The organism is Conyzicola lurida (assembly GCF_014204935.1).
Lineage (GTDB): Bacteria > Actinomycetota > Actinomycetes > Actinomycetales > Microbacteriaceae > Conyzicola > Conyzicola lurida.
On record NZ_JACHMJ010000001.1, the window covers coordinates 463738 to 486678 of the forward strand.

A 22941-nucleotide genomic window follows, 5' to 3' on the forward strand; every position below is an offset into this window, starting at 1 on the left:
CGCACACATGCCTCATAACCCGCAGCCGTCCCATGGTTCCGCCTCGGCGGGCGATCCCTACCTTCCGACGAGCGGCAACGGCGGCTACACGGTCGCGCACTACGACCTCGAGCTGACCTACCGGGTCGAAACCAACCAGCTGCGCGCCGTCGCCACCATCAGCGCGATCGCCACGATGGACCTGGAGAAATTCAGCCTCGACCTCGCCGGGCTCAGCGTCGAGAAGCTCACCGTCGACGGTGACCGCCCGCGCAAGTCGAACCAGGCCGCGCGCAAGATCAACGTCACCCCGGTCGCGCTCATCCCGGCCGGCGACCCGTTCGAGATCGTCGTCCGCTACGGCGGATCCCCGCACCCCGTGCGCAGCCCGTGGGGCGACGTCGGCTGGGAGGAACTCGCCGACGGCGTCATCGTCGCGAGCCAGCCCTCCGGTGCGGCATCCTGGTTCCCCTGCAACGACCACCCGAGCAGCAAGGCCACGTACCGCATCTCGGTGAGCTGCGAGGCGCCGTACACGGTCGTCGCCAACGGCACGCTGAGCGGCAAGAGCACGCGCTCGGGCCGCACCACCTGGGTGTACGACATGAAGCAGCCGATGGCCACGTACCTCGCGACCGTGCAGATCGGGCGCTACACGAAGCGCGACCTGCACCAGGGCGTGCTGGCGCGCCAGCTCTACTACCCGCCGGAGATCGCCGGCAACGTCTCCACCGACTTCGGCCGCCTCGACGACATGATCGCGGTCTTCGTCGAGAAGTTCGGCCCGTACCCGTTCGACTCGTACAGCGTCGTCGTCACGCCCGACGAGCTCGAGATCCCGCTCGAGGCCCAGGGCCTCGGCATCTTCGGCCGCAACCACGTCGACGGCGCGCACGGCAGCGACCGGCTCATCGCCCACGAGCTCGCGCACCAGTGGTTCGGCAACAGCCTCACGGTCGAGAGCTGGCGCGACATCTGGCTGCACGAGGGCTTCGCCTGCTACGCCGAGTGGATCTGGTCCGAGGGCAGCGGCGGCCAGTCGGCGCACGACAACGCCGTCGCCTACCGCGCCCGGGTGAAGGCCGCGCCCAAGGACTCGCTCATCGTCGGCGACCCCGGCGCGAAGGACATGTTCGACGACCGGGTCTACAAGCGCGGGGCCCTCGCCCTGCACGCGATCCGCCTCTCCGTCGGCGACACGGCGTTCTTCGCCGCGCTCCGGGCGTGGGCGCGTGTCTACCGCCACGGCAGCGTCACGACCGCCGACTTCGTGGAGTTCTTCTCCAACCACACCGGCAGCGAAGAGATCGACGGGATCGTCGACCGCTGGATCTACAAGGCCGCGGTCCCCGACCTCAGCTGAGCGACGACCCCGACGAGATCCGGGCCGGCGTCGAACAGACGAATGGATGCCGCGGCCGACGCCAGCGCGCCCTCGGCGTCGACCGTGACCTCGACCTCCCGCGGATCCCGTCGTAACCCGCGCCCCTCGGCTTTCAGCAGCGCCTCTTTAGCCGCCCAGAGCCTCGCGCGGTCCTCGGCGCCACGCAGCCCGGCCCGCTCGCGCGCGGTGAAGGCCACGTCGTCGAAGCCCGCGCTCGCGACCCGCTCCACCGACTCGATGTCGACGCCGACGGGTGCGGTCAGCGATCCCGCGACCGCCACCCGTCCGCCGGCGCGGCTGAGGCTGAGGAACACCCGGCCGGGGGCAGTCGCTTCCGGCTGCCCGTGGTCGGTGCCGCCGCAGTGCGCGCAACGGTGCTCGACCGTGACGTCGCCCGGGTCCACCCCGAGCAGGCGCGCCGCCACCTCCGCGAGCAGACCGCGGTCGTCGTGGCCGCTGTCCCGCAGCAGGACCGTCGCGTCATCCATGCCGGCTAGCGGTGCATCGCGTCGTACTGCGCGAGCGCGTCGCCGTCGCGCGCGTGGGTGACCGCGCGGCGGGCGGCGTCGAGCGCCTCCACGGGGTCGGCCTCCGCCTCGGCGAGCATCAGCTGGCGCTCCGCCTCCGACAGCCGGGTGCGCGCCTCGGCGCCGACGCGCCGTCCGCCGCCGTCGATCCGCTGGCGCAGCGACGAGATCTGGCTGTTCGCCGACACGAGCGTGCCGACGAGCGCGGCGCGCGCGTGCTCGAGCCGCTGCGACTGGTTGCGGGCGCTCGCGAGCGCGGTGTCGAGGGTGGCCACCGCGGAGGAGAGCTCGTCGAGCCCGGCGACCGGGTTGCGCTGCCCCGTGCCGACGACCGACGACCGCGCCGCCTCTACGTCGGCGATCGCGGCGATGATCGCGGCCCCCGTGTCGGCGTCGGGCGCGGCCTCGCGCTGCACGCGCGCCTCGGCGAGGTCGGCCTGCGCCGAGACGACGAGGGCGTCGAGGGCGGATGCCGCGGCGTCGAGTTCGGCGGCGCGGGACTCCACCCCGTCGATCACGGTGATGGCGCGGCGCAGTGCGTTCTCGCTGTCTTCGAGCAGGCCCGCTACCGTGTTCACCCCCGAGGGCGAGATGCGGGTGGTGGCATCGTCGATGCTCTCCTGGGCGTCATCCAGAGCACTGGTCGCGGTATCGACCGCGGTGCTCTGCGACGCGACGAGCTCGGGCGCGTAGTCCCGGCCGAGCCTCTCGACCGTCGACGCGGCGGGCGCGAGGCGGCTGCGCGCGGCGATGATGCGGGCCTCGAGGGCGGCGATCAGGGCGGGGGAGTCCGCCTCGGTGCCGCGCAGACTGGTGAAATCGCGGTCCTGGCCGGAGACCGCGGCGATCGCGGCCTCGCACAGGGCGGTGATCTGCAGCGTCCACTCGCGCTTCTTCTGGGCCGACTCCGGCACCGAGTCGTCAAGCGCCTGCTGCAGCCGGAACGCCTCGGCGAGCTTCGCCCGGGCCGTCGCCATCGTCTCGGCGAACGGAGCCGTACGGGTGTCGCCGAACTGGGCCTGCGCGAAGCCGAGCTCGTTCTCGCCGGCCTTCACCGCCTCGTCGGCACGCACCAGCAGGATGTTCGCCCGGGTGCGCAGGGCGGGCAATCCGCTCGCGCTGGAGGGGAGCGCTCCTGAGCGTCGGCGGAAGAGCAGCACGATGCCGCCGGCGAGCAGCAGGGTAACGATCACGGCGACGGTCACCACCGCGACCACGGCACCCCGGGCCACGTCGTCGCCGGAGATCGAGGCCGAGATCAGCGTGTGGGGGAGGGCAGCGTGAGCATTCGGGAGGGACACGCGAGCATTTTACGGCCGACAGACTGGAAGAAACCGGCGTATCCTCCCCACTTTTTGCGGTAACCGCGCTTAAGGTTGCCCTGTGTGGCGTGCCGAGAGAACTGAAACAGACTTCCCAGGAGAAGACGAGCTGGGTGCTGCCCACGCTCGCCGCCAAGTCACGGCGCCTCACGCGCTGAGTCTGGGGGACCCCAGCTTCGAGGCGGGAAACGTGGCCGAACCGGTCTGGACCGCCTGGCGCGGTGAACTGGCGAGCGTCGGCGGCCGGTCGCCGCTGCTGCACTTCGTCGACTCGCCCCGCACCCGGATCGAGCTCAGCACCACGCACCCCGGCGGTCTCGCCCAGTTCATCACCGGCAAGACCACCCTGCTCTCCAGCCTGATCCGCGACGACCTCGCCCTGCGCAGCGCCAAGGTCGCCGCCGGCCTCATCGCCTCCAAGGGGCTCGAGCTCGCGACCGCCCGCGGCATCGACTCCGTACACCTCGGCATCGGTATCGCCGAATGGCAGTTCGAGGGCACCGAGTTCCGCGCCCCCGTTCTGCTGCGTCCGCTCGCGATCCGCCGCCACGGCCGCGACTTCGAGGTCAAGCTCAAGGGCCCGGCGTTCCTCAACCCCGAACTCGCCCGCGCCCTCGAAGCCCAATTCGGCCTCGGCCTCGACGCCCAGGCGTTCGTCGCGCTCACCGACGACGACGGCACCTTCAAGCCCAACCCCGTGATCGACCGCCTGCGCGGACTCACCAGCCACCTCGAGTGGTTCAACGTCAGCCCGCGTCTCGTCGTGTCGTCCTTCGTGGATGTCGCGACCACCATGGTCGCGGACGCCGCCGACCTCGAGCACCCCGTGCTCGACGCCATCGCCGGCAACCCCGCCGCCAAGTGGAGCGTGCAGGAGTCGTTCGTCGCCGTCGAGGCCCAGAGCGCCGACGTGCGGTCGCCGCAGACCGACACGCTGCTGCTCGACGCCGACGCCGAGCAGGAGAACGTGATCGCCCAGATCGCCGCGGGCAACTCCCTCGTCGTGAAGACCCTGCCGGGAACCGGCGGCACGCAGACGATCGTCAACGCCATCGGCAGCCTCGTCTCGCAGAACAAGCGCGTCCTCGTGGTCAGCGCCCGTCGCGCCTCGCTGCACGGCATCGCCCAGCGTCTCGCCGACATCGGGCTGCCCGGCGTCGCCGTCGCGCCGCGCACGCTCCGTCGCGACATCATCCGGTCCATCTCGCGCAACGAGAAGTCCAAGGCCCCCAAGGTCGAAGAGGTGGATGACGCCCTGGTGCGCCTGCGCAAGGTGCTGCTCGACTACCGCGGGGCACTCGGCAAGCCCGACCCCGTGCTCGGCATCTCGGTGTTGGAGTGCGTGACCGAGCTGTCGCGCCTCGCCCTGCTGCCCAACCCGCCGGCCACCACGGCCCGCCTCTCGCGCTCCTCGGTCGAGTCGCTCGCCCACGACCGCCAGCGCGCCGCCGAGACCATGGTGTCGGCCGCGCAGCTCGGCGAGTTCCGCTACGGCCCGGGCGACTCGCCCTGGTACGGCGCGCAGTTCCCGACCAGCGACGACGCCGTGCGCGCCCACGAGCTCGCGAAGAAGCTGTCGAACGACACGCTGCCCCGCCTGCTCGAGCGTGCCAACGCTGTCATCAGCTCGACCCACATGCGCCCGTACGCCACGATCCACGAGCTCGGCGTCTACCTGCGGCTCCTCACCGACCTACGCGACACGCTCGACAAGTTCTTGCCCGTGGTGTTCGACCGCCCCATCGGGGAACTGGTCACCGCGACATCCGCCCGCAAAGACAGCCCGAACATGTCGGGTGCCAACCGCCGCCGCCTGAAGAAGCTCGCCCGCGAGTATGTGCGCCCCGGCGTGCACGTGAGCGACATGAACGAGGCGCTCCTGCGCATCCAGCAGCAACGTGTGCTCTGGCAGCGTTTTGTGACCGAGGGTGTCTCGCCCGAGGTGCCCGTGGGCATCGCCGACGTGCGCGTCGCGCTGCAGCAGGTCGAGCAGGATCTCTCCACGCTCGACGAGCCGCTCGGCTTCGACACGCGCGAGACCGCTCTCTCGAACCAGCCGATCACGGCGCTGCTCGACGACCTGCGCGAGCTCGCCGCCGACTCCGACGTGCTGCACAACCTGCAGGAGCGCACGACGCTCATGAAGACGCTGGCCGCTCTCGAGCTCGACCCCCTGATCACCGACCTGGCCCAGCGCCACGTGCCGGAGGAGCAGGTGGGCGCCGAGCTCGAGCTCGCCTGGTGGCAGTCCGCGCTCGAGTCGCTGCTCGCCGCCGACCGTGCCCTGCTCGGTGCGAATACCCCCGTGCTCGACCGTCTCGAGGCGGACTTCCGTCTCGTCGACGAGGCGCACGCCTCGGGCAGCGCGCAGCTGCTCGCGTGGCAGCTCGCCGAGAACTGGAAGATCGGGCTTGTCGACTGGCCCGACGAGGGCAGCCTGCTGAAGAAGCTTCTGCTGCGCCCGTCGCTCGACGCGTTCGACCTGCAGACCACCGCGCCCCACCTGTCGCGCACCGTCGCGCCCGTGTGGCTCGCCTCGCCGTACGAGGTGTCGACGATCGCCGACTCCCTGCCGTTCGACACCGTGATCCTCGTCGACGCCGGCGCCACGACCATCGCCGAGAACGCCGGAGCGATCCGCCGCGCCAAGCAGGTCGTCGCGTTCGGCGACCCGGTCACGCAGACACCCGCCGCCTTCACCGTGGCGATCGACGAGCACCAGGACCCTTCGAAGCCCGCCGACGAAGAAGCGCTCGACGCCCTGCACGAGCAGTCGGCGTTGTCGCGGCTCGGCAACCTGCTGCCGACGTTCTCGCTCACGCGTAGCTACCGTCCCGGCGGCGAAGACCTCGCCGAGCTGGTGAACCGCCGCTTCTACGGCGGCCGCATCCAGTCGCTGCCGTGGGCCGGAAGCTTCCTCGGCCACGGCTCGCTCGCGATGGACTTCGTGGTCGACGGCCACGGCCTCCCCGACAGCTACACGGGCGCCGTCGAGAGTGTCGACGCCGAGGTGAACCGGGTCGTCGAACTCGTGCTCGCCCACGCCGCCGAGCGCTCCCGCGAGTCGCTCATGGTCATCACCGCGAGCCCGCTCCACGCCGTGCGCGTGCAGCAGGCAGTGCTCACGGCCGTCACGACGCGCCCCGAGCTCAACGACTTCATCATCGGCGACCGCCCCGAACCATTCGCCGTCATGACGATCGACCAGGCCGTCGCCGAGAGTCGCGACCGCGTCATCTTCTCGATCGGCTTCGGCCGCACTCCGCACGGTCGCGTGCTGTCGAACTTCGGCGTGCTCGGCCAGCCCGGCGGAGAGCGCCTGCTCGCCGTCGCGATGACCCGCGCCCGCCGCTCGATGGTCATCGTCACCTGCTTCGAGCCAGCCGACATCGACGACTCGCGCATGAGCCACGGTGCGATCGCCCTCGCGGAGATCCTCGCCGAGGTCGACGCGCGTCTCGCCGACGTGCCGCTGCCCGACGACAGCGACCCGATGCTCGTCGACCTGGCCCGCCGCCTCGAGAACCACGGCGTCAACGTGGCCCTCGGACACCGCGGCAAGCTCGGCCTCGTCGCCTCCCACGGCGGCATCTGCGTCTCGGTGGAGACCGACGCGATCCTCGGCCAGAGCACGCTACGCGAGTCGCTGCGCCTGCGCCCCGAGCTGCTGCGCCGCCTCGGCTGGCACTACCTGCGCGTGCACGCCTTCGAACTGTTCAGCGACCCCGACGCGGTCGCGGGCCACGTGTGCCACATGCTCGGTATCGACACGAGCCCGCACACCGAGCCGATCACGATCATCCAGCAGTAGTGTCCCCGAACGACGAACAGAAGCCGCGCCCCAAGCGCCGCCGGGTCACGACCGAACCCCCGCCCGGAAGCGACCCGCACCCGCAGCCCGAGGAGCCCCGTTCCTCCGGCACGGAGAACGACGCCCGCCTCAAGGCCGACAAGCCGCCCCACTGGGGCTAGCCGCGCCTCGCGTCGGCGGGTCTCGCTTCAGCGGGCCCCGCGTCAGCGGGTTGAGCCTGTCGAAACCCCAACCGTGGTCGCCCTACGTGATCGCGTGCGTTGTACGGCGCTGAGCGACGTCGCGATCGCGGAGGTTTGTGCGGGGCGCGCTGCGATTTGTCGAGCGCGCGGCCGCACGACCGGGCGCGCGCGCGACAAACCTGCGCGAGGCTGTGGGGTCACGCCGCGGGCGCGCGTCCGCGTGCGACCGGCCCCGCGTCCCGCCGGGTGCGATGCACCCCCGCGTCACGTCGGCCCCGATGCGCCCCGAACGTGCCGTCGGCCGCGCCATCCCGAGCCCAGTCTCGCTGCCTTAAATGACTATCGCGCCCGAAAGTTCGGGCGCGATAGTCATTTCACGGCGCGGAAGCCGCGGGGCAGTGCGGGCAGGGCTAGCCGACGACGTCGCTGTGCTTGCCCTTGGGATCGGAGATCGCCGACGAGGACGCCGAACCGGAAGCGATCAGGTTCCTGATCTCGATCAGCAGCTCGACCTCGCTCGGCTCCTTGGCGGGGTCTTCGACGCCGGCCGCGATCTCTTCCTTCTTCTTCTGGAAGGACAGCTTCTTCAGGTAGTTGATCGGGATGATCAGCGCGAAGTACACGACCGCGGCGACCAGGACGAACTGGATCACGGCGGCGATGACGACACCGAACTTGATGATGGCCTCGCCGCCGTTGGTGGTGGGGATGGCGACGTCGAGCGCGTCGTTGAGGCTCTCGGCGTTGAACAGCGCGCCGATCGCGGGGTTGAAGACACTGTTTACGATCGCGTTGACGATCGCGGTGAATGCGGCGCCGATGACGACCGCGACGGCCAGATCGATCACGTTTCCGCGGAGGATGAACTCCTTGAAACCCTTCATACGAAAACTCCTTCTGCGGGGTAAAGAGCGAGTGGCGCTCGTTACCTAGTCTCGCCTACGCGGCGGGTTTTGCAGAAGGCGCGCTCGAGGGAGCACTCGCGGCGGGGGCCGCGGCCGGCGCTGCCGCCGGGGCTGGTGCCGGAGTCGACGCCGGGGCGGAGGAGTCGGCGGACGTCGTCTTTTTGCCCGGGGCGTCCGAGGTCTTGCTCTCGGAGCGGGAGTCGTTGCGGTAGAAGCCGCTGCCCGAGAAGCTCACGCCGATCGGCGAGAAGACCTTGCGCACCGGGCGGCCGTCGGTCGGCGAGACCGTGAGGTCGGACTCGGTGAACGACTGGTAGACGTCGAAGGTCTCGTCGCTGTCGAGGTACTTGTAGGTATAGGTAGGCACGAAAAAGCTCCTGGGAAAGAGGGCGACTCTAGAAGGTGGTGATGCCGCCTGGCGTGACAACGCCGTTGACTCGCTGATCGTGCACTTCGCTGGGCACGCTGTCGACAAGTTCATTGTCGAAGATCACAGCATAGACCGGAGGGCAGCGTTCCATGCTGCCGAGAGTCTTGTCGAAGTACCCGCGTCCCCAGCCCATGCGCATTCCCGTGCGGTCGACGGTGGCCGCCGGCACGATGATGAGGTCGACGTCGTTGATGGCGATCGGGCCCAGGACCTCGGTCGTCGGCGTCGGCATGCCGAACACGTCCTCGTCCTCGTCCTTGCCGTCATAGGGCGCCCAGTCGAGCAGCCCGTCTTCGCGCGAGATGGGGAGGAGCACACGAATGCCCTGATCACAGGCCCAGTGCAGGAACTCGCGGGTGCTCGGTTCGTCGGGCGTCGACAGGTACGCGGCGACCGAGGTGACGCCCATGCCGGTCGTCAGCGATTCGAGATGGCGGGTAACGGCCTCGGTCGCGCGTTCGCGTTCGACGGACGTCACGGTGCGGCGTCGCTCTCGCAACTCGGCACGCAGTGCCCGCTTTTCATGGGTGATGTCATCGGACATTCTGCAATCCTACGAGGTTGCCCGGTAGCCTAGGCCGTATGGCATCCAGAATCACAAAAGCAGTCATTCCCGCGGCCGGACTAGGAACGCGATTCCTTCCCGCCACCAAAGCTATGCCGAAGGAGATGCTCCCGGTCGTCGACAAGCCGGCCATCCAGTACGTGGTGGAAGAAGCAGTAGCTGCGGGACTCACCGACGTTCTACTCATCACCGGCCGCAACAAGACGGCCCTCGAGAACCACTTCGACCGCGCGACCGAGCTCGAGGCGAACCTCGAGAAGAAGGGCGACGTCGACCGCCTGCACAAGGTCGAGTTCTCGAACGACCTCGCCGACATGCACTACGTGCGTCAGGGCGACCCCCGCGGTCTCGGCCACGCGGTGCTGCGTTCGCGCATGCACGTGGGCAACCAGCCGTTCGCCGTGCTGCTCGGCGACGACCTGATCGACGAGCGCGACGTGCTGCTGTCGCGCATGATCGAGGAGCAGAACAAGCGCGATGCCACGATCATCGCGCTCATGGAGGTCGACCCCGAGGTCGCCCACATGTACGGCGTCGCCACGATCGAGGCCACCGGCAGCCCCGACGTCGTGCGCGTCACCGACCTCGTCGAGAAGCCTGCCCAGGGCACCGCCCCGTCGAACTACGCCATCATCGGCCGTTACGTTCTGCAGCCCGACATCTTCGACATCCTCGACAACACCGAGCCCGGCAAGGGCAACGAGATCCAGCTGACCGACGCGCTCCGCACCCAGGCGAAGAACAACGTCGCGGGCGGCGTGTACGGCGTCGTCTTCCGCGGACGCCGGTACGACACGGGCGACCGGCTCGACTACATCAAGGCGATTGTGCAGCTCGCGGTCGAGCGCGAGGACCTCGGCCCCGAGCTTCGTCCGTGGCTGAAGGAATTCTCAGCCACACTGGAATAACAATGCCGACACTCATCCCCACCCTGCGCGACGGGGACATCACGATTCGCCCGATCCGTCTTCGAGATGCCAAGGCGCTCGAACGCGAACTTCTCGAGAACCGTGCTTGGCTGCGCAAGTGGGAGGCGACCAACCCGGTTGGTCCGATGAGTTTCGACGTGCGGGCGAGCATCCGCCACCTGCAGTCCAACGCGCGAGCCGGGCTCGGTCTGCCGTTCGTGATCGAGTACCAGGGCGAGCTGGCCGGGCAGCTCAACGTCTCGTCGATCAGCTACGGCTCGGTGTCGATGGCGACGATCGGCTACTGGGTCTCCGAGCGGTTCGCCGGCAAGGGGCTCACCCCCACCGCCGTCGCGCTCGCGACCGACCACTGTTTCTACACGGTCGGCCTGCACCGCATGGAGATCTGCATCCGGCCCGAGAACGAACCCTCCCTGCGCGTCGTCGAGAAGCTCGGCTTCCGTTACGAGGGACTGCGTCGCCGCTTCATCCACATCAACGGGGATTGGCGCGACCATTTCTGCTTCGCCCTCACCGTCGAAGAGGTGCCGAGCGGCGTCCTCCGTCGCTGGCGTGACGGCCGGGTTCCCGCCGAGAACGCCGTGGTGCCGAGCGACGACCGGGTCAAGGCGCAGCGCCCGCTCGTCACCGGCTGAAGCTAATTCGGCGATTCCTTGCGAACACGCCCCGCGGCATTCGTCGAATCCACCCCCGCACTCGTACCGTAGGCACATGAACGTATCGGGTGGACTCAGCAGCGGCGTGATGCTCGCGCTCGCGGCCGGGCTCTGGCTCGTCTACCTGATCCCGACCTGGCTCAAACGCCGCGAGTACCTCGCGACCGAGCGCAACGCGGTGCGGCTGCAGCAGACCCTGCGCATCCTCGCCGAGAGCGCCGAAACCCCGGTCGAGGTGCGCGCCGAGACGTCGGCCCGCAGCGTCGCCGCATTCCAGCGCAGCCTGCTGCAGCAAGAGCAGCTGGCTCTCGCCGTCGAAAAGGCTCGGGATGCCGCGACGGCACGCACCGCGACCCGCCAACTCGCGCAGGCACAGCCCGCCCTCGCGGCCGTCGTCGCCTCTCGCTCCGTGGCCGCGCAGCGCCTCCGCCGTACCCGCGTCGCAACCTCCGGCGTGCTGCTGTTGTCGCTCGTCGGTCTCGTGGTGCAGCTCGTCTTCGTGGTGACCACGGGTATGGGCGCCGCCGCCCCCGCCGTGCTCGCCTTCGCCGGCGTCGGCGCGATCACCTCGTTCGCGATGCTCGGACGCCTCTCGGCGGTCAGCCGCGCCCGCGCCGCCGCGCTCGTACAGCCCGTCGCCCGGGTCGAGCGCCGCACCGCCCCCGTCGTGCGCCAGCGCGTCGCCCAGCCCGTAGCGCCGAAAGCCTGGACGCCGGTTCCCGTGCCCAAGCCGCTCTACCTCTCGAAGCCCGCCGTCGAACCGGTGGTCATCGTCGCCGACGAGGTCGCCGCGGAACTCCGCGAGGCCGCGGCCGCCGCCGAGCGTGCCCGCCGCGCCGCCGAAGCCGCACCCGTGGTCGAACCGATCCCGATCACGCGTCCCAGCCGGTTCGCATCGATGGGCATCGTCGACGAGCCGACGGGTGCCGCGCCGGACCTCGACGCCGTGCTGCGCCGCCGTCGCACCGCGAGCTAGCGTTCGGATCGAATCCGCCCCGCGGTCGTGATAACGTAGCTACGCAACACGGGCCCTTGGCGCAGTTGGTAGCGCGCCTCGTTCGCATCGAGGAGGTCAGGAGTTCAAATCTCCTAGGGTCCACAGGTTGTAGAAAAGCCCCGCCGGCAACGGCGGGGCTTTTCGCTTGTTCCGGTCAGATCGCCGCGTCGATACCCGGGATCTCGTCCTTCGCCGCGTCGGATCGGGCGACGGCCCGGCGGCGCTGGCGGCGTAGCACCAGCAGCACCACGAGGACGGCGACGCCCGCGACGACGGCCCACGGCAGCAGGACGCCGAGGGCGACGAGCAGGAAGCCGACGAAGTCGACGAACGCCGTCCACCCGGTCTCCAGTCCGCTCCAGAACGTGTCCGGCGAATCGACCGGGGCGTCCGCCTCGGAAATGAGATTGAGGTCGAGCGTCGACATGCTGACCTGGTCGGCGAGCCCGCGACGCTGCGCCTCCATCGACTCGAGCTCGCCCTGCCGCTCGCTGATCGCGGTCTCGAGCTTGATGAGCACCTCGGTGTCGGTGGCCGTCGCCAGCAGCGCGGTCAGCCGGTCGACCGACGCCCGGCTCGCCGTGATGCGCGCGTCGAGGTCCTGCGTCTGGGTGGTCACGTCGACGGAGCTCAGCGACACCTGCTCGGTCTCGCCGAGCGTCTTCAGCTCGTCGAGGGTAGCGGTGAGTTTCGCCGACGGTATGCGCAGCGTGAGCGTCGCCGACCCGCGGTCGCCCGGCGTGGGGGCCGTCTCGTTCCTCGCGTCGACGCGTCCGCCGGCCGCCTCCACGATTCTGACGGCGTCGGATGCCGCATCGAGGGGTTCCTCTGCCGTGACGGTGACGAACCCCGTCGTGACGATCTGCCGGTCCTCGTCGCGCGCGCCGACGAAGCCGGAGCTGTCGGAGCCCGCCTCGCCCTCCGCGGGCGCGGGCGCCGGCTCGACGACGGACTGGTCGGACGACGACTGGCCCGACGACTCGTCGGACGCCGACATGCCGGTGCTGCAGCCGGCGAGCGACAGGGTGAGCAGCAGCAGTGCTGTGGGAATGATGCGCCTCATGATGCGACCGTAACGACGCCGAAGCGCGCACCGCTACCCAACGTTCGTCACGATTCGTACGTCACTCGGCGGCGGCGCTGAGAGTTTGCCAGTTTCTGCTGTCAAGGTCTGGAGCCCGTTCTGCGCCCGTCCTAGTGTCGTTCTCGACGGCTCGATCAAGGGAGAAATCATGGGCGTGTTCGACAACGCGAAAGACGCGGCCGAGGCAACCGGCAAGAAGATCGGCGAGTGGGCTGACGACACGAAGGAGCGCATCAGCGACAAGGTCGACGAAGTCCAGGCCGATGCCGAGGTGAAGAAGGCCGAGGGCGACGTGCGCAAGGCGGAGGCCGAGCGCGACGCCACCGAGGCGAAGAACGAGTACAAAGAAAAGCTGCGCGACTAGGGCGTCTGCGCAATGGGATCGGCCCGAATGGGCCGATCCCATTTCTTTGCCTAAGCTCGCCCCATGGACACTCGCAACGTAGCGCGCATCGGCAGAGACCTCTCGGTCATCGGACTCGGCACCTGGCAACTCGGTGCCGACTGGGGAGACGTGTCGGAAACCGACGCGCGGGCGGTGCTCGACGCCTCGGTCGAGGCCGGGGTGACGGTGTTCGACACCGCCGACGTGTACGGCGACGGCCGCAGCGAACAGATCATCGGCGGGTACCTCGCCGAGAACCCCGGGCACGACATCTTCGTCGCCACGAAGATGGGGCGCCGGGAAGAGCAGGACCCCGCCAACTTCACGCTCGCCAAGTTCCGCGAGTGGACCGACCGTTCGCGCACCAACCTCCACGTCGACACCCTCGACCTCGTGCAACTGCACTGCCCGCCCACCCCGGTGTTCTCGACCGACGCGGTCTACGACGCCCTCGACACCCTCGTGGCCGACGGTGCCATCGCGCGCTACGGCGTCAGCGTCGAGACGGTCGACGAGGCCCTCGCCGCGATCGCGCACCCCGGTCTCTCCAGCGTGCAGATCATCGTCAACGCCTTCCGACTCAAGCCGCTCGAGCGCGTGCTGCCCGCCGCGGCCGACGCCGGCATCGCCGTGATCACCCGTGTGCCGCTCGCCTCCGGCCTGCTCAGCGGCAAGTACACCGCCGAGACCACCTTCGCCGCGAACGACCACCGCACGTACAACCGGCACGGCGAGTCCTTCGACGTGGGGGAGACCTTCTCCGGCGTGGACTTCGAGACCGGTGTCGCGGCCGCCCGCGAGTTCTCCGCGCTGGCGGATGCTGCCGGCCTCGCCCCGGCGGTCGCCGCGCTCGCCTGGCTCGCCCAGCTCGACGGCGTCACCACCGTCATCCCCGGCGCCCGCAACGTCGAGCAGGCCAGGGGTAACGCATCGGCCGGTTCGGTGCCGCCGCTCGACCCGTCCTTCTCGGCGGGCGTCACCGACATCTACGACCGTTACTTCCGCGAGGCGGTGCACGGGCGCTGGTAGCGGTCGGCGACTGCACGGTCACTCCTCGATCCGGTAGCCCGAGACGCTGTCCACCCCGTCGACGATGAACCAGCCGTCTCCCGCGTCGATGCCCGCCATCTCCACGGCGCCGACAGTGAACGCGTCGTCGTCGAGCGGTCGCGCATGACCGTCGCAGGCGGAGGTGCCGGCCCCGGCGCTGAACTCGTGGAGTTCGCCGGGGTCGTCGCTGCCGGGCACCCGGGCCCGGAACGGTTCGCGGTCGGTCTCGCACGCGACCCGGGCGCGAGCCGGCGCCGTCGTGGTCTCGCCGCTCAGGACGTCGACCATCGTGAGCGTTCCGTCGATGCTCACCGGCTGCCTGGCGAGGGTGCTGCGGAACTCCGACGTGTCGACGGGGTAGATCGAGTCGTCGCTGCCGAGGGGTAGAGTCCAGCGTTCGGCACCGGTCTCGGGGTCGACGCCGAGCAGGGTCGCGTCGACGCCGTGCACCGTTGCGGTGACGTCATCCGGGTCGCTGCGGTCGACGGTGAAGCTGCCGGCGTCATACCGGCACAGCGGCAGCGTCTGGTGGATGAGGTCCGACGAGACACCGGCGGGCCCGCACCACGGGTCGGCCGCGGGCATCCTCCACACGGTCGTGCCGTCGGCGCGCCGCAGTGCGACGGTGACCGAATCGGTGAGCGGGTACTCGGCGACCGGGAGCGCGTCTACCTCCGGCCGGCTCGGCGAACCCACGCCGATGACCACGTCGAGTCCGGGCCGGTCGATCCACTGCCAGCCGCCGTCGACGCTGTATCCGGCACCGAAGACGTCGGCGTATGCGCGTTGCCAGCTGATGGCGCCGTCCACCGCGTAGCCCACCTGTTCGGGGTCGTCCGCGGTGCGGCCGCCCGCCGAGAATACGTGTGTGGCGATGTACCAGGCGCCGGCCGGCAGCCCGGCGGCGGAAGGGTCGCGCGCGAGACGCCCGGAGTCGGGGTCGAGGCGGTAGGTGTGCCGCGGCCCCTCCGTGTCGTCGTCGAGCCAGCCCTCGACGCAAATGTCGGCGCCGTCGGCACACTGCGCGGGCGAGCCGCGGGCCTGCACGACCGGATTCTCGATAGCGAGGTGTTGTCCGGTGCGCGGCTCGGCGACGACGAGCCGCTGCCACCACCCGGTCGGGTCGGTCTCGTCGTCTTGCAGGTAGCCGACGAGTTCGTCGTCGCCCGCGCTGGCGGTGGCGACGTTCAGCCAGTCGTAGCGGTGCCCCTGGATCGCCACCCCGTCGCGCCAGAGCTCGACACCGGTCGCGACATCCCACGCCACGATCTCGAGCCGGTCGTCGCCGGAGTTCACGTACGACAGCACCACGTCGTCGACCACCGCGGCGGAACCGACCAGATCGACCCGGTTCGACCAGACCGGCTGTGCGGGCGTTACAAGATCGGAGCGAACGTCGCCGCACGCCGTCAGCCCGAGGAGAATCCCGGAGAACAGCGCGATCAGCAGCACACCCAGCGCCGTCCGACCACCGCCCATTCGCACAGCCCCGCTCCCGTCGCCCACGCGGCCGGATGGCCGCCGGACGAGTGTGACGGGAACTAGGGTCCGCGAACGCCGCGCGAGCCGATCTGTGCAGAACTACAACCTGTGGAGAACCGTCAGTGCGCGGCGAGCCACTCGCGCAGCAGGCTGAGAGTCTCGTCGGGACGGTCGCGGTGCGGGGAATGGCCGGCGCCCGGGACGACCCGGTAGGCGATGTGCGCGTTGGCGGCCACCAGGGCATCCGCCGTCTCGGTCGGGAGCATGCTGTACACGGCGTGGTCGCCGCCGACGATGAGCGTGGGCACGGTGATCTCGACCGTCTCGTCGAGCACGTTCCACGGGGTGTTGTCGGCGACCGTGCGCTCCACCATGTGGGCGGTCGCCTTGCTCACGGCGTCGGACTTGTGGGCGACGTCGACCGGGTCCCACGTGGGGCGCAGCTTTTCGAAGCCCTCCAGGTCGAGGGTCAGCTCGGCGAGCTCGCCGTTCAGCAGCTCGGGCAGTTCCGACGAGTCGAGCGCGAGCGCCGGGTCGATCAGCACGATCCGCTTCGCGAACCCGGGGCGGGCGGCCGCGACCACGGCCACGGCGCCGCCGAGGGAGTGGCCGATCACGACGTCCCAACCGCGTCCTGGGAGGTCGGCCGCGTAGTCGGCGAACCGGTAGCTGGTCGCGACCGGGCCGTCGCCGTTTCCGCGGAGGTCGACGGCGGTGACGAACCAGCCGTCGCTCGCGAGCGCCTCGCCGACGCGCCACCAGGTCGCGCCGCTCGAGGTCAGGCCGTGCAGGAGGAGCGCGCTGCGCTCGGACGACGGATCGCCCCAGTGAGTCGTGGGAAGGTCGAGCATCCCGCTACGCTACCGTCGGCCGCGCCATCCACTCGTCACTATTGCCTAGCGTGGCAGGAAGTCGGCGAGGGCCGTCAGATACGCGGGCCCGTCGTTGGAGCCGGTGGCGGCGTAGCGCGCTCCCGCACGGTGGTTGAGTAGGCTGCCCGCGGCCGTATCGACACCCGGTTTCGATATGCGGACTCCTTCGTCGCTCGCTATCGACCACCGCCTACGTGGTGCGGGGCCGCCGCAGTTCTTCGAGCGAGTCCATGCGCTCGAGCGCGGGGGAGCCGAGGCGCTGCGCGACCGCGGGCACCAGCGACTCGACGGCCGCGAACAGGCCGGTCATGCTATCGAACAGCGCGGCCTCGACGGCCAGGGGGATGACGACGTCGGCCAGCTGTGAGACGGGCGAGAGCCACACGTCGGTGAACAGCACGATCGCGCAACCTCGCTTCTTCGCGAACTCGGCGAGTGTCAACGCGAGCGGGTCGTAGCGGCGGAAGTCCATGATGACCACGACGTCGCCCTTGCGTGCGTCGAGGATGTATCCGACATCGAGGCGCAGCGCGTCGTCGACGAAGTACGTTCGCGGGCGCAGGTGGCGCAACTGCAGCTGCAGGTAGCGCGCGGCGAGATGGCTGAACTTGCCGCCGGAGAACAGGAGCGTGCGCGCCGGGTCGGCGAGCAGTGCGACCGCGCGGTCGAACTCCGCCGTGGGCACCGTCTCCCGTACCCGCCGTACGAGATCGGCGCGGAGGTCGAGCGCGGACCCGACACCGTCGGAGCCGTCGGAGGGCGCCCACTCGTCGTGGTGTGCGCGGCTGGCCGGACTCGCGTGCCGGGAGGTCAATTCCGCGCGGAGGCGTACCTGCAGATCGCTGTATCCGGCGAAACCGAGGTGGGTGCAGAAGCGCACCACTGTCGCGGTGCTCGTGCTGGCCCGCGCGGCCAGGTCGCTCACCGTGGACAGGCCGGCGCTTGGGTAGTCCGAGCGCAGTACCCGGGCGATCCGCAGCTCCGACGGGCTCAGGTCGGGCATCTTCGCCGCGATCGTCTCGGCGACGGTGGGGTTCTCGGGTGCGGGCACGCAGCGGTCCTCGGAGGGGCTCGGGTCGGGACACAGCGAACGCTGTGTTTCTCTCACCGTACCCGCCTTCGAGCGCGGCGAATGTGAAATAGATGTTACATAAACCTGTGAACGACATCAGCGCGCAGGTTTTGTGCCATTGTGTTTAACAACACCCGTTGTATTTGTCGATCGAAAGACCACAGTGACCACCATCTGGGCGCCCGTCGCCACCTCCTCTAGCTCGCTCGCCATCCACGGCGGAGCGGGAGCCCGACCCAGTCTCCTCAACGACGACGAGAAGGTCGAATACCACCAGGCGCTCGAGCGGTCGCTCCTCGCGGGCAAGGCGGTACTCGACGCCGGCGGCTCCGCGATCGACGCCGTCTGCGCCTCCGTCATGGTCATGGAGGACTCGCCGCTATTCAACTCGGCGCACGGTGCGGCGCTCAACGCGGACGGGCTCGCCGAGCTCGACGCCTCGGTCATGCTCGGCTCCGGCGAGGCCGGCGCGATCACGGGTTCGACGATCGCCCGCAACCCCGTGCTCGCCGCCCGCGCCGTGATGGAGCGCACGAGCCACGTGCTGCTGATCGACCCCGACGAGCGACGTCTCGCCGAGTGGGGCATCGAGACCGTCGAGCGCGACTACTTCATCACCCCAGCCCGGGTCGCACAGCTCGCGCGCCTGCAGGCCGAGAAGTCGACCGGTCCGAAGCACGGCACCGTCGGCGCCGTCGCCCGCGACATCCACGGCAACCTCGCCGCCGCCACCTCGACCGGGGGCACCGCGAACCAGTTCGTCGGCCGCGTCGGCGACACCCCCGTGATCGGCGCCGGCACCTGGGCCGACAGCGACGTGGTTGCCATCTCGTGCACCGGCCAGGGCGAGTACTTCCTGCGCCAGGCCACAGCGCACGATATCCACGCCCGCATGACCTACGGCGGCGCGGACCTGCGCACCGCTGTCGCCGACACCATGGGGGCGCTCGGCGACCGCGGCGGACTCGGCGGCCTCATCGCGCTCGACGCCGCGGGCGACGCGGTGCTCGTCTTCAACACCGAGGGCATGTTCTGCGGCCACCTCGACAACGGAGAGGTCCGCACCAATGTCTGACACAACCAAGGGAGTTACCAGCATGAGCCACGTAGTCATCACCGGAGGCGCCGGCGGAATCGGCCAGGGCATCGCCCGCGTCTATGCCCGTGCGGGCTGGGCCGTCACTCTCGTCGACTTCCGTGAAGACGCCGTCGCCGCCGCGGCCGACGCCCTGCGTGCGGAGCCGGGCGCCAGCGACGTCTGGCACACCACGGCCGACCTCACCTCGGCGACCGACCCCGGCGACGCGATCGCCGCCGCCTGGGCGAACGCCCCCGTCGACGTCGTCGTGAACGCCGCGGGCATCTACCCCTCGACGCCGCTCCTCGACCTCACGGCCGACATCTGGGACGCGATCCAGGATGTCAACGTGCGCTCCGCCGTGCTCACCACCGTGGCCTTCGCGCGCACCGCGGTCTCCGCGGGCCGCAGCGGCAGCGTCGTCAACATCACCTCGGGTGCCGCCCTGCGTGCCCGCCGTGCCGCAGCGCCGTACTCCACCTCCAAGGCCGCGCTCGAGATGTTCACCAAGGCGAGCGCGCTCGAACTCGGCGAGCACAACATCCGCGTCAACGCGGTGTCGCCCGGCTTCGTCGGCGTCGACAGCCCCGTCAACCCGTACCTCAAGGAATACCGCGCGCAGGCCGACGTCAACCCGCTTGGCCGCGCGGGCGAAGCCGAGGACATCGGCGAGGCGGTGTTCTGGGTCGCCGGGGAGAAGGCGAGCTGGGTCACCGGCACCATCATCCGCGTCGACGGCGGCTCGAGCACGGGCAACAGCAACCTTCCCCGCTCCTGGCCGACCATGTCGCTCGGCTCCAAGGGCGAGGTCGCCGCGGGAGACGCCGTCGGTGTCTGATCTCCACTACGCCGCGGGGCGCGACCGCCTGACCCGTCCGCTCCCCGCACTCGAGCCCGCGCTCGCCGAGCGCGCGGCCCGACTTCTCGCCGGCACCGTCGGCTCGCTGCACGACCACCCGGTCCGCTTCCCCGACCCGCTCACCGCCGACACCTGGGCGCGCCACATGGCGGCCGGCGTCGACGTGCTCGCGGTCGAGGAGCTGACGGCGTCCGGCCTCGGCACGGTTGTCGCGAACTGCTTCTCGCAGCCCGACCTCGGTTTCGTGCGCGGCTGGGCCGCGTCGATGCGCGGGCAGCTCGCCGCGGCATCCGGCCTTCGTCTGGTTCTCGAGATCGGCGATCTCGGTAACGGCGCCACCGGCGTGCTGCTGGGGCTCGAAGACCTCGGACCCGTCAGCACGCTCGACGACATCGACAGGCTCTTCGCCGACGGCATCCGCGTGGCGGGCGTCGCCTACAACTCCGGGTCGTCGCTCGGCTGCGGGCTGGCGCAGGACGACACCGGGCTGACCGACTTCGGCCGCGCCGCCGTGGCGCGCGCGAACGAGCTCGGCATCCTGCTCGACGTCTCGCACGCCGGCGACCGCACCTCGCTCGAGGCCATCGCCGCCAGCGGGCGCCCCGTCGTCATCAGCCACGCCGGCGCGCAAGGCGTCTGGAACTCGTCGCGCATGATCCCCGACTCGGTGATCCGGGCGTCCGCGGCCAGCGGCGGCATGATCGGCATCGAGGCCGCACCCGGATCGACCCGCGTCGACCCCGCCCGCCCCGACCACACGCTCGACGACGTCGTGCGGCACATCGAGTACTGCGCCGACCTCGTCGGCATCGACCACGTCGGCCTCGGCGCCGACACCTTCTACGGCGACCACGTCGGCCTCTACCGTGCGCTGGGTTCCAGGGGCGCGGCATTGCCCGACGGTGCCGTCGCCTTCGACGGCGACCTCGTCGCGGGCGCCGAGAACCCCACCGAGTTCGCCCCGCAGGTCTGCAGCGCGCTGCTGCTCGCGGGGTGGAATGACGCCGACATCGCCAAGGTGCTCGGCGAGAACCTCGACCGCGTGCTGCGCGCGACCCTGCCCGGAGCCGCCGCGTGATCGCCTACGACGCCGTCGCGTTCCGGCGTGAGCTGCACTCCGCGCCCGAGGTGGGACTCGACCTGCCGCGCACCCGCCGCCGCGTTCTCGAAGCGCTCTACGGACTCGGCCTCGAGATCACCGAGGGGCGCGACTCCAGCTCGATTGTCGCGGTTCTCCGGGGCGGGACGAACTCCGGCCGGCGCAGCGTGCTGCTCCGCGCCGACATGGACGCACTACCGGTCGAGGAGCGCAGCGCCCTGCCGTGGGCGTCGCGCAACGGCGCGATGCACGCGTGCGGGCACGACCTGCACACCGCGATGCTCATCGGCGCGGCCCACGCCCTCGCCGCACGCCGTTCCGAGCTGGGCGGCGACGTGGTCTTCGCGTTCCAGGCCGGTGAAGAGGCGCTCAACGGCGCCCGCATCATGATCGCCGAGGGTGCGCTCGACGCCGCCGGCCCGCTCCCGATCGCGGCTCTCGGCCTCCACGTGCGCGCCGACGCGCTGCCCGGCGGCGTCTTCGGCTTCCGCGACGGCGTCGTCACCGGCACGGGCACTTCGGTGCGTGCCGACTTCTTCGGCCGGGGCGGTCACGGCTCGGCTCCGCACACCGCGGTCGACCCGATCCCCGCCCTGCTCGAGGGCCTGACCGCCGTGCAGGTTGCCCTCGCCCGCGAGATCGACGCGTTCGACTCCGTCGTGTTCACCCCGGGGTCCGTTCACGCGGGTACCCGCCGCAACGTCATCCCCGACGCCGCCCACTTCGAAGCGACCCTGCGCACCTTCGACGAGAGCGTGCGGCAGGACGCCGTGCGCATCATCGGACGCGTGCTCGCGGGCGTCGCCGCGGCACACAACACACGGGTCGAGGTGCTCATCGAAGACGGCTACCCGTCGGTGGTCAACGACACCTCCGAGACGACTTTTGCCAGCGGCATCCTCACCCGGCTTTTCGGTTCCGAATCACACGAACGGATGCCGCACGCCGAAGCCATGACGGAGGACTTCTCCCGCTTCGCTCAGCGCATCCCCGCGTTCTTCGCGTTCCTCGGGGCGTGCCCGCCCAAGGTCGACTGGCGTACCGCGCCCTCCAACCATTCCTCCGAGGCGGTTTTCGACGACGCGGTGCTCAGCCGCGGAATCGCGTTCGAGACCGAGTGGGCCGTCGCCCGCCTCGCCGACCAGACAGAAGCGACCCCATGACTGACACCACCGCGTTCCCCTATACCGTCGTCGGCGGCGGCGCGATCGGCGGCATGCTCGCCGCAGCCCTGCTCGACAACGGCGTGCCCGTGCAGATCGTCGACGCGGACCCGGCGCACGTCGCCGCGATCCGCGCGGGCGGGTTGCGCGTGGTGTCGGCTGAGGGCACACGCACTGCCTGGGTGCCGGCTTTCGGGCTGGATGACGCACCCGCCGTCTTCGGACCGGTACTGCTCGCGGTCAAGGGCCAGGCCACCGGATCCGCGATGGCCTTCATCGCGCCGAGACTCGCGGCCGACGGCTTCGTCGTTTCGATGCAGAACGGGCTGAACGAGGACGAGATCGCGTCGGTCGTCGGCGCCGAGCGCACCGTCGCCGCGTTCGTCGACCTGTTCGCCGACGTGATGGAGCCCGGCGTCGTGAAGGACGGGGGACCGGGAGCGATGTCGCTCGGCGAGCACGCGGGCCGCTTCGACAGCGCGCGCGTCCTGAAGCTGCGCGACGACCTGCGCCTCGCCGGCCACGCGGTCGTCACCCCCAACGTGCTCGGATACCTCTGGTCGAAGCTCGCCTTCGGCACGATGTCGTCGGTCACGGCACTCGTCGACGCCGACATGTACGACGCCGTCGACCGTCACCGGCCGACGATGCACGGGCTCGCCGCCGAGGTTATCGAGGTCGCCGACGCGCTGGGCATCCCGCTCGAGGACTTTGACGCCTTCATCGTCGCCGCCTACCGCCGCGGCACCGACCCGGCAGTGACCGACGCGACCACCGACGGAGTCGTGGCCTGGTTGGCGTCGCAGCCCAAGCTGCGGTCGGGAGTGTGGCGCGACGTGGCGGTGCGCCGCCGCAAGACCGAGGTCGTCGCGCACTTCGCGCCGGTGATCGCCCACGCGGCGGACCTCGGCATCGAGGTGCCGCTGCTGCACGAGCTGCTGCGGCTGATCGCCGCCATCGAGAACGGCGAGATCGTCCACGACGACGCCCATCTCTCGGCGCTCGACGCCCTCGTTACCGGATCGTGAAACGGATGCAGGTTCCCGACACGTCGCCGAAACAATCGGATGGTAAACATATTACAAGTCGATTGTAAACAATAAGCAAAAC

22 protein-coding genes and 1 tRNA gene are annotated in these 22941 nt (G+C 70.2%); 14 read left to right on the top strand and 9 right to left on the bottom strand.

The annotated features are described in order from the left end of the window. Positions 1–7: 7 nt before the first annotated feature. Positions 8–1342, top strand: a complete 1335-nt coding sequence (locus HD599_RS02295) for a M1 family metallopeptidase (RefSeq protein WP_184233270.1) — start codon at positions 8–10, stop codon at positions 1340–1342. On the opposite strand, the gene HD599_RS02300 is transcribed toward HD599_RS02295, so the two are convergent. Beyond that, positions 1312–1851: a 4'-phosphopantetheinyl transferase family protein gene (locus tag HD599_RS02300; RefSeq protein ID WP_184233272.1), complete on the bottom strand. Its 540-nt coding sequence runs from the start codon at positions 1849–1851 to the stop codon at positions 1312–1314. The genes HD599_RS02295 and HD599_RS02300 overlap by 31 nt on opposite strands. A gap of 5 nt (positions 1852–1856) precedes the next feature. Further along, positions 1857–3191, bottom strand: a complete 1335-nt coding sequence (locus HD599_RS02305) for a coiled-coil domain-containing protein (protein WP_184233274.1) — start codon at positions 3189–3191, stop codon at positions 1857–1859. 82 nt (positions 3192–3273) lie between these two features. Here HD599_RS02305 and HD599_RS02310 point away from each other — a divergent pair, with 82 nt between their 5' ends. Both HD599_RS02310 and HD599_RS02315 read left to right on the top strand, forming a co-directional pair. Continuing rightward, complete coding sequence (locus HD599_RS02310) at positions 3274–7023, top strand: DEAD/DEAH box helicase (protein ID WP_425489150.1); 3750 nt, start codon at positions 3274–3276, stop codon at positions 7021–7023. After that, positions 7023–7184, top strand: coding sequence for a hypothetical protein (locus HD599_RS02315; RefSeq protein WP_184233279.1), 162 nt, complete (start codon positions 7023–7025; stop codon positions 7182–7184). The genes HD599_RS02310 and HD599_RS02315 overlap by 1 nt, the downstream gene beginning before the upstream one ends. Before the next feature lie 431 nt (positions 7185–7615). Here HD599_RS02315 and mscL read toward each other — a convergent pair whose 3' ends face one another. The 3 genes from mscL to HD599_RS02330 are packed head-to-tail and all read right to left on the bottom strand — an operon-like array spanning position 7616 to position 9084. Then, positions 7616–8089, bottom strand: a complete 474-nt coding sequence (gene mscL, locus HD599_RS02320) for a large conductance mechanosensitive channel protein MscL (RefSeq protein WP_184233281.1) — start codon at positions 8087–8089, stop codon at positions 7616–7618. A gap of 55 nt (positions 8090–8144) precedes the next feature. Further along, a complete protein-coding gene (locus HD599_RS02325; RefSeq protein ID WP_184233282.1) occupies positions 8145–8477 on the bottom strand; it encodes an FmdB family zinc ribbon protein in 333 nt (110 codons plus the stop codon). A gap of 28 nt (positions 8478–8505) precedes the next feature. Then, positions 8506–9084: a 5-formyltetrahydrofolate cyclo-ligase gene (locus HD599_RS02330; RefSeq protein WP_184233284.1), complete on the bottom strand. Its 579-nt coding sequence runs from the start codon at positions 9082–9084 to the stop codon at positions 8506–8508. A 38-nt stretch (positions 9085–9122) separates the two neighbouring features. Between HD599_RS02330 and galU the strand changes: the two genes are divergently transcribed. The 4 genes from galU (at position 9123) to HD599_RS02350 (ending at position 11789) form a co-directional block, all read left to right on the top strand. After that, a complete protein-coding gene (galU, locus tag HD599_RS02335; RefSeq protein ID WP_184233286.1) occupies positions 9123–10013 on the top strand; it encodes a UTP--glucose-1-phosphate uridylyltransferase GalU in 891 nt (296 codons plus the stop codon). 2 nt (positions 10014–10015) lie between these two features. Continuing rightward, entirely contained in the window at positions 10016–10669 is a 654-nt protein-coding gene (locus HD599_RS02340; RefSeq protein WP_184233287.1) for a GNAT family N-acetyltransferase, read from the top strand. Positions 10670–10745: 76 nt separating this feature from the next. After that, positions 10746–11666, top strand: a complete 921-nt coding sequence (locus HD599_RS02345; protein WP_184233289.1) for a hypothetical protein — start codon at positions 10746–10748, stop codon at positions 11664–11666. A 50-nt stretch (positions 11667–11716) separates the two neighbouring features. Continuing rightward, positions 11717–11789, top strand: a tRNA-Ala gene (locus HD599_RS02350). A 52-nt stretch (positions 11790–11841) separates the two neighbouring features. Here the strand turns inward: HD599_RS02350 and HD599_RS02355 are convergent. Further along, positions 11842–12750: a DUF4349 domain-containing protein gene (locus HD599_RS02355; protein WP_246376069.1), complete on the bottom strand. Its 909-nt coding sequence runs from the start codon at positions 12748–12750 to the stop codon at positions 11842–11844. Positions 12751–12919: 169 nt separating this feature from the next. Here HD599_RS02355 and HD599_RS02360 point away from each other — a divergent pair, with 169 nt between their 5' ends. Together HD599_RS02360 and HD599_RS02365 are read left to right on the top strand one after the other, a co-directional pair. Further along, a complete protein-coding gene (locus HD599_RS02360; protein ID WP_184233291.1) occupies positions 12920–13135 on the top strand; it encodes a hypothetical protein in 216 nt (71 codons plus the stop codon). A 63-nt stretch (positions 13136–13198) separates the two neighbouring features. Then, the gene (locus HD599_RS02365; RefSeq protein WP_184233293.1) at positions 13199–14185 is read left to right on the top strand and encodes an aldo/keto reductase; all 987 of its coding nucleotides are present in this window, start codon (positions 13199–13201) and stop codon (positions 14183–14185) included. 18 nt (positions 14186–14203) lie between these two features. Here HD599_RS02365 and HD599_RS02370 read toward each other — a convergent pair whose 3' ends face one another. The 3 genes from HD599_RS02370 to HD599_RS02380 form a co-directional block, all read right to left on the bottom strand. After that, entirely contained in the window at positions 14204–15685 is a 1482-nt protein-coding gene (locus HD599_RS02370) for a hypothetical protein (protein WP_184233295.1), read from the bottom strand. 122 nt (positions 15686–15807) lie between these two features. Continuing rightward, the gene (locus HD599_RS02375) at positions 15808–16539 is read right to left on the bottom strand and encodes an alpha/beta fold hydrolase (RefSeq protein ID WP_184233297.1); all 732 of its coding nucleotides are present in this window, start codon (positions 16537–16539) and stop codon (positions 15808–15810) included. A 211-nt stretch (positions 16540–16750) separates the two neighbouring features. Further along, entirely contained in the window at positions 16751–17611 is an 861-nt protein-coding gene (locus HD599_RS02380) for an SIS domain-containing protein (RefSeq protein WP_184233298.1), read from the bottom strand. Positions 17612–17795: 184 nt separating this feature from the next. Here HD599_RS02380 and HD599_RS02385 point away from each other — a divergent pair, with 184 nt between their 5' ends. The 5 genes from HD599_RS02385 to HD599_RS02405 are packed head-to-tail and all read left to right on the top strand — an operon-like array spanning position 17796 to position 22859. After that, a complete protein-coding gene (locus HD599_RS02385; protein ID WP_184233300.1) occupies positions 17796–18707 on the top strand; it encodes an isoaspartyl peptidase/L-asparaginase in 912 nt (303 codons plus the stop codon). 22 nt (positions 18708–18729) lie between these two features. Then, positions 18730–19548, top strand: a complete 819-nt coding sequence (locus HD599_RS02390) for an SDR family NAD(P)-dependent oxidoreductase (protein WP_184233302.1) — start codon at positions 18730–18732, stop codon at positions 19546–19548. Continuing rightward, the gene (locus HD599_RS02395; RefSeq protein WP_184233304.1) at positions 19541–20647 is read left to right on the top strand and encodes a membrane dipeptidase; all 1107 of its coding nucleotides are present in this window, start codon (positions 19541–19543) and stop codon (positions 20645–20647) included. The genes HD599_RS02390 and HD599_RS02395 overlap by 8 nt, the downstream gene beginning before the upstream one ends. Beyond that, positions 20644–21831 (top strand): amidohydrolase, encoded by a 1188-nt coding sequence (locus HD599_RS02400; protein ID WP_184233306.1) that lies wholly within the window; start codon positions 20644–20646, stop codon positions 21829–21831. Before HD599_RS02395 ends, HD599_RS02400 begins: the two co-directional genes overlap by 4 nt. Continuing rightward, on the top strand, positions 21828–22859 hold the full coding sequence (locus HD599_RS02405; protein ID WP_184233308.1) for a ketopantoate reductase family protein: 1032 nt from the start codon (positions 21828–21830) through the stop codon (positions 22857–22859). The genes HD599_RS02400 and HD599_RS02405 overlap by 4 nt, the downstream gene beginning before the upstream one ends. The last annotated feature ends 82 nt before the right edge of the window (positions 22860–22941 follow it).